This is a genomic window from Streptomyces sp. SolWspMP-5a-2 (assembly GCF_900091845.1).
Classification (GTDB): Bacteria; Actinomycetota; Actinomycetes; order Streptomycetales; family Streptomycetaceae; genus Streptomyces; species Streptomyces doudnae.
The window spans coordinates 36,497-50,397 of the sequence record NZ_FMCI01000323.1 but is presented as its reverse complement, the minus strand read 5'-3'; the positions used below and the strand labels follow the sequence as shown (position 1 = coordinate 50,397).

The window sequence follows — 13,901 nt, the reverse complement described above, 5'->3', positions numbered from 1 at the left end:
TGGAGAAGGCGGCGGCCCGCGCCCGGGTGCTGGGGGTGTGCGGCGACGACGGCACGGTGAGCGCGGCGGCGTCGGCCGCGCTCAGGCACGGGCTGCCGCTGGCGGTGCTGCCGGGCGCCGCGCCGGGCGGGTTCGCCCGCGACCTGGGCCTGACGACGGTCGGCGACCTGGCCGGGGCGGTGCGGCGGGGCGAGGCCACCCGGGTGGACGTCGGCCGGTTCCGCTCGGGCGCCCGGGAGGGCGTCTTCCTGGACGGCTGCGGGATCGGCGTCCACCCGGACCTGGTGCGGGAGCGGGGACGCTGGTCGGAGTGGGTCGGGGAGTGGCCCGCCGGGATGCTCGCCGCGCTGCGCGTACTGAAGGCGGGTCACCGTCCGATGACGGCCCGGGTCAACGGGCACGAGCGTCCGCTGTGGCTGCTGACCGCGGGCAACGGCGCCCACCAGCGGACGGGGCTCGCGGCGGGCCGCCGTCTCGATCTGGCGGACGGGCTGCTGGACGTCCAGGTGGTGCACGGCGGCCGGAACCCTTCCTGGCGGCTGCTGGCCGCGTCGGCGGCGGGACGGCTGCCCCGCTCCCCCGTGCACGCCGCGGTCCGCACGGACCGGCTGCGGCTGTCGGACGTCGAGCCGGGCACACTGCTCGCGCACGACGGCGAGGTGACCGAGGTGTCGGGCGAGGTGGTCCTGGACAAGCTGCCCGCCGCCCTGACCGTGTACCGGCCGCGCGCCACGGACGGCAGCCGGGGCTGACGCCTGGCCTGTCCGGATGGTGAAACGGCGGTCTCATCATCCGACATGCGGGCGTACCGTGAGGCGTACCGCGACGAGGTCGTGCCCACGCCCCCGTGAGCGGGCCGACGAGTCACGACGACAGGGGACCAGCCATGTCCAGGCCGCAGGAGACCGCCGTCTACACGCACGGGCACCACGAGTCGGTGCTGCGCTCGCACACCTGGCGGACCGCCGCCAACTCCGCCGCCTACCTGCTCGGCTCGCTGAAGCCGCACATGAGGATCCTGGACATCGGCTGCGGCCCCGGCACCATCACCGCCGACCTGGCCGCGCTGGTGCCCGACGGACACGTCACCGGCGTCGACCACGCCCCCGGCATCCTGGACACGGCGCGCGCCGAGGCGGCGGGGCGCGGCCTCGAGAACGTCGACTTCGCGGTCGCTGACGTGCACGCGCTGGAGTACCCGGACGACACGTTCTGCGTGGTCCACGCCCACCAGGTGCTCCAGCACGTCGGCGACCCGGTGCAGGCGCTGCGCGAGATGCGGCGGGTCACCAGGCCCGGCGGGTTCGTCGCCGTGCGGGACGCCGACTACGCGGCCATGACCTGGTACCCGGCCTCCCCCGGCCTCGACGACTGGCTCGACCTGTACCGGACGGTGGCCCGCGCCAACGGGGGCGAGCCGGACGCGGGGCGGCGGCTGCGGTCGTGGGCCCTGGCGGCGGGGTTCGACGACATCACGGCGACCTCGTCCACCTGGACCTTCGCGACGCCCGGGGAGCGGGACTGGTGGAGCGGCCTGTGGGCGGACCGGACGCTGGCGTCGGCGTACGCGGACCGGGCGACCGGGGGCGGGCACGCGACGCCGGAGCGGCTGCGGGCGGTCGCGGACGCCTGGCGGGCGTGGGGCGTACGGGCGGACGGGTGGTTCGGTGTGCTGCACGGGGAAATTCTGTGCCGAAAGGATGTCTGAATCTCCGCATCCGGGTAAACCGGTGTGCAGGAGGTTCACATCATGGTTCCCATTCTTCTTGTTCTGCTTCTCGCCCTGATTCTCTTCGGCGCCGGTTTCGCGCTGAAGGTGCTGTGGTGGGTGGCCCTGGTGGTCATCGTGCTCTGGCTGCTCGGTTTCCTGGTGCGCGGCACGAACGCGTCCGGCGGTCGCGGTCGCTGGTACCGATGGTGACGTGAGGCAATTCCCGCGCGCCGGGAAAAGGCGCCTCGGCGTCATGGAAGGACCGAATTCCCGAATGCGGAATTCCACAAGGCCCGCGCCGCTCCAGGCGCGGGCCTTCCGCGTGTCCGGGACACCGGAACGGGCGGAAACGATCACCCGCGGGGATCCGCCCAACTAGGCTGCGGGGCATGGAGATTCTGGGAGCGACGCTGCGGATCTGCGTCGAGGACATGGAGAGCGCGGTCCCCTTCTACGAGCGGCTGGCGGGCGGCACCGCGCTGCGCTCCGAGCGCGGCGGTGTGCAGGTGGCCGCGATCGGCTGCTTCCTGCTGATGAGCGGGGACCCGTCGCAGCTCGACCTGCTGCGCAAGATTGCCGCGACGATCGCCGTGAAGGACGTGGACGCCACCCACCGCGTCCTCACCGAGCTGGGCGCGCGGGTGATCGCGGGCCCGGTGCCGACCCCGGCGGGCCGCACGCTGATCGCGATGCATCCCGACGGCAGCGTGTACGAGTACGCGGACCGCAACCTCCCCACCCCGTAGCCCGGACCGGGCCGGGCCCCTGGCCGCGCCCACCGGCCCCGGCCCGCTGGTGCCCTGACCGGAAAGGTCCACCGGCTCGCGATGCCCGGTCACGGCACTAGGCGGGCTCGGGCGGGCGCATCCGGAAGTCGTAGCGGGACGGCAGGGGGCCGTCGTCCAGGCTGCTCCAGACCAGGCCCAGGGTCTCCGCGCCCTCGCGCAGGTCGGCGACCTCGAAGCCCGCATCGAACACGGCGCGTGCCTCGGCCCGCCGGCCCTCGGCGAGCAGCAGCCTGGCCTCGATCAGCCGGAACCGGCCGCGTTCCCTGGTCGCGGGGTGCAACCGCTGCCAGACGGCCCGCGCCGCCGCCGTCCGGCCGACCGCGAGCAGCGCGTCGATCGCCTCGCGGCCGAGCGCGGCCGTGGCCGCCGTCCAGCGTTCGCCGTCGTCGCGCCGCTCCTGGCACAGGTCGTCGAAGGCCACCGCGTACCGGTCGGCGCAGCGCAGCGGGTTGCCGTCCTCCCGGTCGGCGACGGCGAGGCAGCGCAGCGCGGGCCAGAGCGACGGGGCGAGGGGCAGGGCGCGCTCCCAGCTCCGGACGGCCTGGGCGCGGTCGCCCGCGTGCCACTGGGCGACGCCGAGGTGGTACTCGGTGAGCGGGGTGGCCGGTGCCGTCTCCAGCAGTTCGCGCCAGTGCGGGGCGACCAGCGTCCCGCCGGGCGGGCAGGCCCGGCGCGGTTCGGGCAGCCGTCCCGTCCGCAGCAGGGCCAGCCACGGTTCCTGCTCCTCGCCGAGGGTGCTCGCGGGGAACGGGGTGCCGGGCAACTTCCAGTCGGCGCGCAGCACTTCGAGGGCGCCCCAGCCGGATCCGGTGGCGAGGACCTCGACCGGTGCGGTGTCGGCGTGCGCGCGCCAGGCGGTGTGGGCGGCCTCGACGGCGGCCCGCGGCAGCACCGACTCCAGGCGGTCACCGGCCGCCGCGACGACGGTGTCCCAGGCGCCGTGCGGATCGGCGTCCAGCGGCCCGTACGCCTCCAGCCAGGACACCTCGCTCTCCGCGTCCAGGCTCACGTGCTCCAACTGGGTGCGGGCGAGCCCGGCCTGGATCTCGCAGTAGCCGCCGGTGCCGGGTTCGGTGAGCCACTCCTGCCAGCGGCGGCCGCCGTCGCGGTGGCCCCAGACGAACAGCTTCCGGCCGCGCAGCACGTCGGTGGAGGTCTGGACGAGCCCGTGCCCGTCGGCGTCGAGCGCGGCGATCCAGCGCCGTCCGCCCTCGGGCAGGTCGTAGAAGTAGTCGGCCGCGTACGGGCTGTTGAGGGGATGGGTGCGGTCGATGCCGTCGTGCGCGGGGACCGGGACGCGGCTCAGTCGCCGCTCGTGGCCGAAGTGCCAGGCCGCGGTGGCGGGCGTGAGGACGCGGCGGTCCTCGGGGACGGCGGTGTTGGACCACCAGTAGGTGGGCCGGGGCCGCTCGTGCGGGTTGCGGATGCGGACGGCGACCAGGAGGAAGTCGGCGTCGGGGGGCAGCCACAGGTCGATCTGGAAGGGCAGGTCGCGCAGGCGCTCCCACTCCCACAGCCGGAGCATCGGGCCGCCGTCGGGGGCGGGGACCCGGGCGGCGTGCAGCGGGGCGCAGGAGAGGGTGGTGTGGCCGGTGGCGCCGATGTTCCACTCGACGCCGCCGGAGAACCAGGCGCCGTTGAGGGCGAAGTCGGCGGGCTGGAACACCGGGTTGCGGTACAGGAGTTCGCGTCCGGTGGGCTTGTGGAACAGGGAGGCGAGGCGCCCGCCGAGGCCCGGCAGGACGGTGGCGCGCAGCCGGTCGTTCTCCAGGACGAGGGCGGTGAGGTCTCTGGGCGCGCGGGCGCGTCCGTAGCCGTCCCGGATCCGGACCGGGAGGAGGCTGCGCAGCGGCGCGTGGCCGAGCTGGCGGGCCATGTCGTGGGGCAGGTCGCCGTCGCGGTCCCGGTCGTCGACGCGGTGGACCTCGTCGAGGGGCCGGAGCGGGGGCAGCGGGTTGTCCGGGCCCAACTCGGCGGCGGAGAGGGTGAGTACCTCACGTCGGATCGTCGTCACGATCACCATGGAAGCCGCAAGCCGGGTGGCTGACCAGGGGACCTACCGGTCAGGATTGGGCAAAGGCCGCACCGGGGGCGGGGTGGGAAATCCGGTGGGCGTCCGCCGCCGCCCGCCGTAGGGTCGGCCTTTCGCACGACGAGGAAGCGGGAGCGCGCATGAGTGAGCGGCACACCTACCGGGTGATCGTCCGGGGGACGTGGGACGGGCTGACCGAGGCGGCCAGGGAGCGGCTGCTCGCCCGTGCCGCCGATCACGGGCTGGCCAGCATGCGGTTCGCCGAGGAGGGCTCGCTGACCTATGAGGCGGCCCCGCTGAAGCACTTCTCGATGCGGTACGTGGTGGTGTCGGACGCCGAGGACGGCCCGGAGATGGCGGGCGCGATCGCGGAGGACCGGGCGGAGACCGCGCTGCGCGCCCTGGGCTACGGCTGGGCCGGTCTGCGCTCGACGGTCACCGACCTGGACACCATGAAGATCAACCGGAAGTCGGCTCCCCGGCGGTGAGCGCCCACCGCTCGTGGTCGCGCCAGGCGCCGTCGATGTGGAGCATGGCCGGTGAGTAGCCCTCCAGCCGGAACCCGCAGGCGCGGGCGAGGGCGATGGACGGCGCGTTGCCCGGCTGCACGTTGATCTCCAGCCGGTGCAGCCGCATCGGCCCGAAGGCGTGGCCGACGACGAGGCCGAGGCCCTCGCGCATCAGCCCGCGCCCGGCGGCGTGCGCGAAGGCCCCGTAGCCGAGCGCGCCGCACTGGAAGGCGCCCTGGACGATGTTGTTGACGGTGACGAACCCGGCGATGCCGTCGCCGTCGCGCTCGCAGAGCAGGAACCCGGCCTTGGTCGGGTCCTCGATGAGCCGTCCCGCGTAGGCGGCGTAGGCGTCCCGGCCCTGCGGCGGGAACAGCCAGGGGCGGTGCAGGTCCGTGCTCTCCCGGGCCCGCGCGGTGAACTCGTCGGCGTCCCCGTGGGTGAAGTGGCGTATGCCGACGCGGGGGCCTTCGGCGAGGTAGCGGTGTGCGGTGTGGGGCATCGCGCCAGGCTACGGCGGTTCAGCGGCGCCGTCGCAGGAAATAGGCGCCGCAGAGGGCGCCCACCACGGCGGTGCCGAGCAGGGCGGTCCACAGCGGCAGGGTCACCTCGGGGATGATCACCCGGATCCTGGTCTGCTGGGTGTTCTCGAAGATGAAGATCAGGGCGAGGGCGGCGAGCACCAGGACCACGATCCTGGCGGGCGTGAACAGACGGCGCCGCCCGTCGAGCCCGCTGCGCCGCTCGGTCGTCTTCCGGCTCATGTTCCCAGGGTGGACCCGGCGGGCCGGTCGCGCGCGGCGGGACCGGCGGGACGCCGTCGGGGGGCGCCTGCGGGGGACGGGCCCGCCCCCCGCAGAGGTCCGCCCCGCGGGCGTGCGCTCAGCTGAGGGCGGGTTCGTCGAGGGTGAGGGTGGCCGTGTCGGCGTCCAGCTCGGCCGGCACGCCGAAGGGGATGGTGCGGGCGCCGGGGCCGTGCCCGAAGCCGAACTCCTCGACCACCGGGACGCCGAGCCCGCCGAGCCGCTCCAGGAGCATCGGGCGGAGCCGCTCGTAGGGGTCGCAGCCCTGCCAGGAGCCGAGGAGCAGCCCGTGGACGCCGTCCAGCCAGCCCGCGCGCAGCACCTGGGTCAGGGCGCGGTCGAGGCGGTACGCGGGCTCGCCGACGTCCTCCAGGCAGAGCAGGCCGCCGCGCGCGCCGGGACGGGCGTGCGGGGTGCCGAGGTCGGCGGCGAGCAGCGAGAGGCAGCCGCCGAGGGTGACGCCCCTGGCCCGGCCGGGGACCAGCGGGGTGCCGCCGGAGGCGATGACGCGGACGGTCTCGGGGGCGAGCAGGGTGGCGCGCAGGTGGTCCTGGGCGGCCGGGTTCTTCACGAAGTCGATCCCCGCCGCCATCGGCCCGTGCAGGGTGACCAGGCCGAGCCGGGTGGCGAACGCCTCGTGCAGCGTGGTGATGTCGCTGAAGCCGACGAACACCTTGGGTCCTGCCGCCCGCATCGCCTCCCAGTCGAGCAGGTCGGCGACGCGCTGGGCGCCGTAGCCGCCGCGCGCGCAGAGGACGGCGTCCGTCGCCGGGTCGCACCAGGCGGCCTGGAGGTCGGCGGCCCGGTCGGCGTCGGTGCCCGCCAGGTAGCCGAACTCCGGGTGCCGGTCCAGGACATGGGGTGCGACGACCGGGTCGAGGTCCCAGCCGCGCAGCACGTCGAGCCCGGCGGCGAGCCGCTCCTCGGGCACCGGGCCGCTGGGGGCGACGACGGCGACCCGGGCGCCCGGCGCCAGCCGTCCGGGTCTGCGCAGTCCCCTCACCCGGACAGCCCCAGCGTCGGCACGTCCGGCGGGTTGAGGCCGAACACCTGGGCGTACAGGGAGAGTTCGGCCTCCAGGGCGCGGACGATCGTCTCCGCGCGGCGGAACCCGTGGCCCTCGCCCTCGAAGGTGAGGTAGGCGTGCGGGACCCTGGTGCCGTCGATCCCGGCGAGGAAGCGTTCGCACTGGGTGGGCGGGCAGATCACGTCGTCCAGGCCCTGGAGCAGCAGGAACGGCGCGGTGACCCGGTCGGCGTGGGCGGCCGGCGAGCGCTCGGCGTACCGTTCGGGCACCTCGGCGATCGGGCCGACGAGGCTCTCCAGGTACCGCGACTCGAAGTCGTGGGTCTCGCCGTCGTTCCAGCCCGCGAGGTCGAGGACGGGGTAGAGGATCGTGCCGCAGGCGTAGACGTCGGTGGTGGTGAGGGAGGCGGCCGAGGTCCAGCCGCCGGCGCTGCCGCCCCGGACGGCGAGCCGGTCGCGGTCGGCGGTGCCCTCGTCGGCGAGGGCGAGCGCGACGGCCGCGCAGTCCTCGACGTCGACGACGCCCCACTGGCCGCGCAGCCGGTTGCGGTAGGCGCGGCCGTGTCCGGTGGAGCCGCCGTAGTTGACCTCGGCGACCCCGATGCCGCGCGAGGTGAAGTAGGCGATCTCCAGGTCGAGGACGAGGGGCACCCGGCTGGTGGGTCCGCCGTGCACCCACACCACGTACGGCGGGAGTTGGCCGTCGGGGCCGCGGTACTCGGGGTGGTGCGGCGGGTGGACGTGGGCGTGGATGTCGCGTCCGTCGGGGCCGGTGAAGGTGCGGGCGACCGGCCGCGGGTAGTGGGCGGGGTCGACGGCGTCCCGGTGCGCGGCGCCGATGACCCGGGCCCGGCCGGTGCGGACGTCGAGCTCGACCGTCTCCCAGCCGCTGCGCGGGCCCGCGGCGACGGAGACCACGCGGTCGCCGTGGGCGGCGAGGGTGGCCGCGAACTCGGTCCAGGGGCCCGCCGCGTCGACGACCTCCCCGGTGGCCGGGTCGAGTATCCCGAGGGTGGCGGCGCCGTTCCCGTGCACGACCGCGACGAGCCCGCTGTCCAGGGGCGTGAACCAGTTCTGCCCGAGCTTCCACAGCGGTCCGGCGAACTCCTCCTCGCGCGGGCACAGCGGGGTGCCGTCGCGGTAGAGGTTCCACCAGCCGGTGCGGTCGCTGGCGTACAACAGGGAGCCGTCGGGCGCCCATTCGGCCTGCGGGACGGACTCCTCGGGGCCGCCCGCGACGGTGCGCGGCGGGGCGAGGGTGCCGTCGGCGAGGACGTCGGCGACGAGCAGGTCGGTGCCGTCCCACGGCATCAGCGGGTGGTCCCAGGCGATCCAGGCGGCCCGGGAGCCGTCCGGCGAGAGGCGCGGCGCGGTGACGAACCGGCGCCGGTCGTCGGTGAGTTCGCGGACGGCGTGCCGGTCGTCGGCGGCCGAGCCGTCCAGCGGTACGGCGGCCGGGACGCGCCGCAGGTCGGCGGGGCCCTCGCCGGTGAACTCCTCCAGGACGCACCAGACTTCGCCGCGCTCCGGGTGGATCGCCGGTTCCGCCCAGCGCAGTCCGCCGCCGACGGCGGAGACGGGGGTGAGCGGGACGGGCTCGGCGCCCGGCTCCCAGCGGTACAGGCGCTGGTCGGCGAAGTTCGCGAAGACCAGCAGCGGGCGGCCGTCGACGACGGTCCCGGTCCACGGCAGGCCGCCGTACTCGATGACGCGGCTGCGGACGTCCCACGGCGCGGGCAGCGCGGACTCCTCGGTGCCGTCGGCGTGCCGTCTGACCAGTGTCCTGCGGCCGCCCTCGGTGGGGCGCGGCTCGGTCCACCAGACCTCGTCGCCGACGAAGCCGACGTGGTCGGGCCGTCCGTCGTGGGCGGCGGCGAGCGCCGCGCCGACGGGCGAGGGCCACGAACCGTAATCGAGGACCCGCATGGTCTCCCCCTTCTCGTCTCGCCTAGGCCGACCGCAGGAAGCGGTCGAGGACACGGACGCCGAAGTGGAGTGCCTCGACCGGCACCCGCTCGTCGACGCCGTGGAACATCGCCTGGTAGTCGTACCCCTCGGGCAGCTTCAGCGGCGTGAACCCGTAGCCGGTGATGCCGAGCCGGGAGAACTGCTTGGCGTCGGTGCCGCCCGACATGCAGTACGGCACGACGTGCCCCTCGGGCGCGAACTCCTCGATCGCGGCCCGCATCCGGGCGTACGTCGGGGTGTCCAGGGGTGCCTGGAGGGCCACTTCGCGGTGGTGGAACTCCCAGTCGACGTCGGGTCCGGTGAGCCGGTCGAGGGTGGTGCGGAACTCGTCCTCGCCGCCGGGCAGGAAGCGTCCGTCGACGTACGCCACCGCCTCCCCCGGGATCACGTTGACCTTGTAACCGGCGTCCAGCATGGTCGGGTTGGCGCTGTTGCGGACGGTCGACTCGACGAGCTTGGCGGCCGGGCCGAGCTTCTCCAGGAGCTGGTCCACCCGGGCCAGGTCGGGGTCGACGCCGTAGAGCGCGGCGAGTTCGGTGAGGGCGGCGGAGACCGTCGGGGTCAGCCGCAGCGGCCACTCGTGGTCGCCGATCCGGGTGACGGCGGCGGCCAGCCGGGTCACCGCGTTCTCCCGGTTGACCTTGGAGCCGTGTCCGGCCCGGCCGCGCGCGGTGAGCTTGAGCCACCCGGTGCCGCGCTCCCCGGCGGCGACGGGGTAGATCTGGCGCCCCGAGCCGTCGTGGAAGGTGAACGCGCCCGACTCGCTGACGCCCTCGGTGCACCCCTCGAAGAGGCCGGGGTGCCGGTCGGCGAGGAATCCGGAGCCGTCCTCGGCGCTGGCCTCCTCGTCCGCGGTGAACGCGATCACCACGTCCCGCCGGGGCCGCTCCCCCGTGCGCGCCCAGCTCCGCACGACGGCCAGGATCATCGCGTCCATGTTCTTCATGTCGACCGCGCCGCGCCCCCACACGACGCCGTCCCTGACCTCGCCGGAGAACGGGTGCACGGTCCAGTCGGCGGCCTCGGCCGGGACGACGTCCAGGTGGCCGTGGAGCAGCAGCGCGTCGGCGCCGGGGTCGGTGCCCGCGACCCGCGCGACCACGTTGGTGCGGCCCTCGGTGCGCTCCAGGAGCACGGGTTCGAGTCCGGCGTCCGCGAGCCGCTCGGCCGCGTACTCGGCGGCGGGCCGCTCCCGGCAGTCGCCGCCGCCCCGGTTGGTGGTGTCCAGGCGGATCAGGTCGGAGGTGAACCGGACGACCTCGTCCAGCGCCAGGTCGTCAGCCATACTGCTCCTCCACCGCGGCCGAGGCGATCGTGGTGACCGCCTTGAAGGTCCTGATGCCCTCGTACATCGTGGGGCTGGTGTACGCGATCCGGCGTTCGCCGGTGCGGGTCACGCCCGGCACGACGGTCGCCGCCATCGCGAGGTGTTCGGCGTCGAACTCCAGGGCGATGGTGAACGGGCCGTCCTGCGACGGCTCCTGACGGACCGCCAGTTTCGCGGCGGCCGCCGCGGCGGTCCTGATGTCGGCGGCGGTCCTGGCGGGCGTGCGGCAGACGGCGGCGTACCGCGAGACGTGGTCCTTGACGGCGACCTTCAGCGCCTCGGGGGCGTAGCCGAGGGCGTCCTCGCAGGCCACGTCGTCGCCGGTGACCAGGACGACCGGGACGCCGTACTCGGCGACGACCCGCGCGTTCAGCAGCCCCTCGCTGGCGCGGACGCCGTCGACCCAGACGCCGGTGATGGAGTTGGCCAGGTAGGTGTGGGCGAGGACGCCCTCCATGCCGGCGCCCGCGTGGTAGCCGACGAAGGCGATGCCGTCGACGTCGCCGTGCTGGACGCCCTCCACCATGGACAGCGACTTGTGGCGTCCGGTGAGCATCTCGGCGCGCTCGTCGAGCTGTTCGAGGAGCAGGTTGCGCATCGTCCAGTGGGCCTCGTTGACGAGGACCTCGTCGGCGCCGCCGTCGAAGAAGCCGCGCACGGCGGCGTCGACGTCGGAGGTGAACATCGACCGGCAGCGTTCCCACTGCGGCGTGCCGGGCAGCACGTCGGCCGGCCAGGTCACGCCGGTCGCGCCCTCCATGTCGGCGCTGATCAGGATCTTCATGGGGCGCCACGTTACGCGCCGGGACCGGAACCGGCCAGGACGTCCGGGCCCGGGTGCCGCGCGGCCCGGCCGGGCGACCGGTCCGGCGCGCCGCCCCCACCGGACACTCCCCGGCGCACCCGCCACCCCATGGGGCGAACTTGGCCTTCTTTGCCGCGCGTTGACAAACCCATGGCCCGTGCACTTAGGTAAGCCTTACCTAATTTCGCCTCGCCGAGAAAGGTGCGCGCCTCGTCATGAGAGCCGTTCCCTCCCCCCGTACCGCCGCCCGCGCCGCCCTCGCCGTCACCGCGTCCGCCGCGCTGACCCTGGGCCTGGCCACCTCCGCCTCGGCGGCCACCGCCACCCGCACGGTCACGGACTCCGGCACCACCTACAACCTGTCGCTGACCTCCCCCGGCACCGCCGCCGCGGCGGGCCAGACGATCACCGTCTCGGGCTCCGGCTACAACACCACCCAGGGCGTCTACGTCGGCCTGTGCGTGGTCGACGGCGCGCAGGGCGCCAACAAGCCGAGCCCCTGCCTCGGCGGTCAGGACGAGTCCGGCACCACCGGGGCCTCGCACTGGGTCAACGACACCTACGGCGGACTCTTCGCCAACAGCTCCAAGTTCGGCACCGGCGGCACCTTCAGCGTCTCCATCTACGTGAAGGCGACCCTGGACGACGGCAGCGTCTGCGGCGAGGACGTCACCTGCGCCGTGGTCACCCGCGCCGACCACTTCGACAGCGCGGACCGCAAGTACGACGTCCACGTCCCGATCACGTTCCAGTGACACGGACCCACCCCAGAGGCCCGGCGGCGCTCCTCGGCGCCGCCGCGCTGGTGACCGCCTCGATCGCGACCGGCTCCGCCGCGCGGGCCGCGGACACCCCGGTCACCGCGCACGGCCGCGACGGGCAGGAACTCACCGTCTCCGCCACCGCCGACCTCGCCCCCGACGGCGAGCGGCTCCGGGTGGCCGGCTCCGGCTACGACGCGTCCAAGGGCATCTACGTCGCCCTGTGCAAGGACAACGGGGACGACCGCGTCCCCGGCCCCTGCGTCGGCGGCTCGGACGGCGGGTCCTCGAAATGGATCGTCCCGTCCGGCGACCCCAACGAGGGCGAACTCGCCCTCGCCTACGGCCCGGACGGCACCTTCGACGTCGAACTGGCCGTCAGGGGCGCGGACTCCAACGTCGACTGCCTCCAGGTCGCCTGCTCGGTCGTCACCCGGGTCGACCACCGGGGCACCGGCGACCGCTCGCAGGACGTGCGCGTCCCGGTCACCTTCCGGGGCACGGTCCCGGAGGACGGCGGCGACGGCGTCGACGTCCCGGCGGGCACCGTCAGCTACGCGCGGACCGCCGCCTTCACCACCGCGGGCCGCCCGCAGGACCTGCTGCTGCACCCCGACTCCGGGAAACTGTACGTCGGTTCGGTGGACATCCCGGACACCGCGGACGTCAACGAGCGGGGTCTGTACGCCCTCGACCCGGCGGACGGGACCGTCCTCGCGCACATCGCGCAGGCGCCCGGCGCCACCGGCGCGCTCGCCGCCCGCAACGTGCCGTCGCTGATCGCCCCGCTGGCGGGTGACGGCGTCGTCTTCCACTACCCGCTGCGCGGCATCGGCACCGCGCGCGCGGGCGACACCGCCGCCGGGGGCGTCTGGCTCGCGGGCGCCACCGTCACCGGCACCGGCCCCGGCACCACTCCGGAGACCGTCCTCGTCGCCCAGGGCCCGGCGCTCTCCGAGGTCGGGACCGCGACCGGCGAGGTCCGCAGGACGATCACCCTGGACGGCGGTTCGGTGCTCGGCGTGGACCCGGCGCACGGCGCGGCCTGGTCGGCGGGCCCGACCGGCGGCACGCTCCGGCGCGTCGACACCGGCTCCTTCACGGTGACGGCGACGGCCGAACTCCCCACGGGATACGTGACGTTCCTGGAGGCCGACCCGGCAACCGGCAACGTCTGGGCGGGAGTCGGGGACGCGGTCCTGGTCTACTCGCCGGACGCGCGCCTGCTCGCCACCCTGGACGGAGCCGACCGGCCGACCGCGCTGGCCTTCGACACCGCCACCCACCGGGCGTTCGTGCTCCGCGAGGACTACGGCAGCGCCGACGACGGCGCGGACAACGTCGGTTCACTGGAGGTCTTCGACAGCGCCGGCTTCGAGCGGGCCGCCGAGCCGACCGCCCTGCCCGGCAGCCGCGCCGAGGCCAACGCGGGCGTCGCCGTGACGCCGGGCGGCGGCACCGTCTACCTGACCGACCAGGCGCAGAGCACCGTCGTCCGGCTCGACCGGCGGGTCTCCCCGAAGGTGCTGCGCTCCCCCGCCGACCGCTCCGCCGCCCCGGGCGACGAGGTCACCTTCACCGCCGCGGCCGAGGGCACCCCGGCACCGGCCGTCCGCTGGCAGGTCAGCGACGACGGCGGTGACACCTGGGCGGACGCCGAGGGCGCGACGGAGGCGACGTACGCCTTCACCGCGCGGGCCGAGCAGAACGGGCACCGCTTCCGGGCGGAGTTCACCAACACGGCAGGCACCACCCGCACGGCCCCGGTCACCCTCACGGTCACCGAACCGGACGACGGCGACGACACGGGCGGCGCCACGGAGGGCGGCACCGGCGGCGACGGCGGCACGGGCGGCGAAGGCGGCGATCCGGGCGGGTCCGGCGCGACCGGCGGGTCCGCCTCGGGCACCGGCGGGTCGGGCGGCACCGGCTCCGTCACCGGCTCCACCGACGGCACAGGCGGCACGGACGGCACGGACGGCACCGCCGGTGTCACCGGGACCGGCTCCACCGGCGGCGGCTACAGCGCGACCGGCACGACCGGCGGCAGCCTCGCCTCGACCGGCGTCGGCGTGATCGGCACCGCAGCCGTCGCCGCCGCGCTGCTGGCCACCGGCTGGGCCGCCTACCGGCGCGGCCGGGCCACCGGCTGACCGACCGGCCCCGAAGGG

14 protein-coding genes are annotated in these 13,901 nt (G+C 75.1%); 7 read left to right on the top strand and 7 right to left on the bottom strand.

All coding sequences use genetic code 11. The features are described 5' to 3' along the window. The 4 genes from GA0115242_RS32190 to GA0115242_RS32175 all read left to right on the top strand — a co-directional run. A partial coding sequence (locus tag GA0115242_RS32190; RefSeq protein ID WP_272925366.1) for a diacylglycerol/lipid kinase family protein occupies positions 1–752 on the top strand: 752 nt, incomplete at its 5' end. Positions 753–886: 134 nt separating this feature from the next. After that, positions 887–1,708: a class I SAM-dependent methyltransferase gene (locus GA0115242_RS32185; protein ID WP_093834803.1), complete on the top strand. Its 822-nt coding sequence runs from the start codon at positions 887–889 to the stop codon at positions 1,706–1,708. Between the two features lie 42 nt (positions 1,709–1,750). Next, positions 1,751–1,921, top strand: coding sequence for a hydrophobic protein (locus GA0115242_RS32180; protein WP_093834807.1), 171 nt, complete (start codon positions 1,751–1,753; stop codon positions 1,919–1,921). A 179-nt stretch (positions 1,922–2,100) separates the two neighbouring features. Next, entirely contained in the window at positions 2,101–2,457 is a 357-nt protein-coding gene (locus tag GA0115242_RS32175) for a VOC family protein (protein WP_093834801.1), read from the top strand. Between the two features lie 97 nt (positions 2,458–2,554). On the opposite strand, the gene GA0115242_RS32170 is transcribed toward GA0115242_RS32175, so the two are convergent. Further along, the gene (locus GA0115242_RS32170; RefSeq protein WP_093834799.1) at positions 2,555–4,522 is read right to left on the bottom strand and encodes a DUF5107 domain-containing protein; all 1,968 of its coding nucleotides are present in this window, start codon (positions 4,520–4,522) and stop codon (positions 2,555–2,557) included. Between the two features lie 149 nt (positions 4,523–4,671). Between GA0115242_RS32170 and GA0115242_RS32165 the strand changes: the two genes are divergently transcribed. After that, positions 4,672–5,019 carry a DUF6204 family protein gene (locus GA0115242_RS32165; RefSeq protein WP_093834797.1) on the top strand — a complete coding sequence of 116 codons (348 nt, stop codon included), beginning with the start codon at positions 4,672–4,674 and terminating at the stop codon, positions 5,017–5,019. Here the strand turns inward: GA0115242_RS32165 and GA0115242_RS32160 are convergent. The 6 genes from GA0115242_RS32160 to GA0115242_RS32135 all read right to left on the bottom strand — a co-directional run bounded on the left by GA0115242_RS32160 (position 4,991) and on the right by GA0115242_RS32135 (position 10,948). Next, positions 4,991–5,542: a GNAT family N-acetyltransferase gene (locus GA0115242_RS32160; protein ID WP_093834795.1), complete on the bottom strand. Its 552-nt coding sequence runs from the start codon at positions 5,540–5,542 to the stop codon at positions 4,991–4,993. The two genes, GA0115242_RS32165 and GA0115242_RS32160, sit on opposite strands and share 29 nt — an antisense overlap. 19 nt (positions 5,543–5,561) lie before the next feature. Next, entirely contained in the window at positions 5,562–5,804 is a 243-nt protein-coding gene (locus tag GA0115242_RS32155; RefSeq protein WP_093834793.1) for a DUF1049 domain-containing protein, read from the bottom strand. A gap of 118 nt (positions 5,805–5,922) precedes the next feature. Then, positions 5,923–6,846 (bottom strand): S66 peptidase family protein, encoded by a 924-nt coding sequence (locus GA0115242_RS32150; protein WP_093834791.1) that lies wholly within the window; start codon positions 6,844–6,846, stop codon positions 5,923–5,925. Then, positions 6,843–8,795 (bottom strand): prolyl oligopeptidase family serine peptidase, encoded by a 1,953-nt coding sequence (locus GA0115242_RS32145; protein ID WP_093834789.1) that lies wholly within the window; start codon positions 8,793–8,795, stop codon positions 6,843–6,845. Before GA0115242_RS32145 ends, GA0115242_RS32150 begins: the two co-directional genes overlap by 4 nt. Before the next feature lie 22 nt (positions 8,796–8,817). Beyond that, positions 8,818–10,122 (bottom strand): M20/M25/M40 family metallo-hydrolase, encoded by a 1,305-nt coding sequence (locus GA0115242_RS32140; protein ID WP_093834787.1) that lies wholly within the window; start codon positions 10,120–10,122, stop codon positions 8,818–8,820. Next, a complete protein-coding gene (locus GA0115242_RS32135) occupies positions 10,115–10,948 on the bottom strand; it encodes a M55 family metallopeptidase (RefSeq protein ID WP_093834785.1) in 834 nt (277 codons plus the stop codon). Before GA0115242_RS32135 ends, GA0115242_RS32140 begins: the two co-directional genes overlap by 8 nt. A 236-nt stretch (positions 10,949–11,184) precedes the next feature. Between GA0115242_RS32135 and GA0115242_RS32130 the strand changes: the two genes are divergently transcribed. Further along, positions 11,185–11,724: a hypothetical protein gene (locus tag GA0115242_RS32130; RefSeq protein WP_093834783.1), complete on the top strand. Its 540-nt coding sequence runs from the start codon at positions 11,185–11,187 to the stop codon at positions 11,722–11,724. Beyond that, positions 11,721–13,883, top strand: coding sequence for a hypothetical protein (locus GA0115242_RS42360; RefSeq protein ID WP_093834781.1), 2,163 nt, complete (start codon positions 11,721–11,723; stop codon positions 13,881–13,883). Before GA0115242_RS32130 ends, GA0115242_RS42360 begins: the two co-directional genes overlap by 4 nt. Positions 13,884–13,901: the final 18 nt, after the last annotated feature.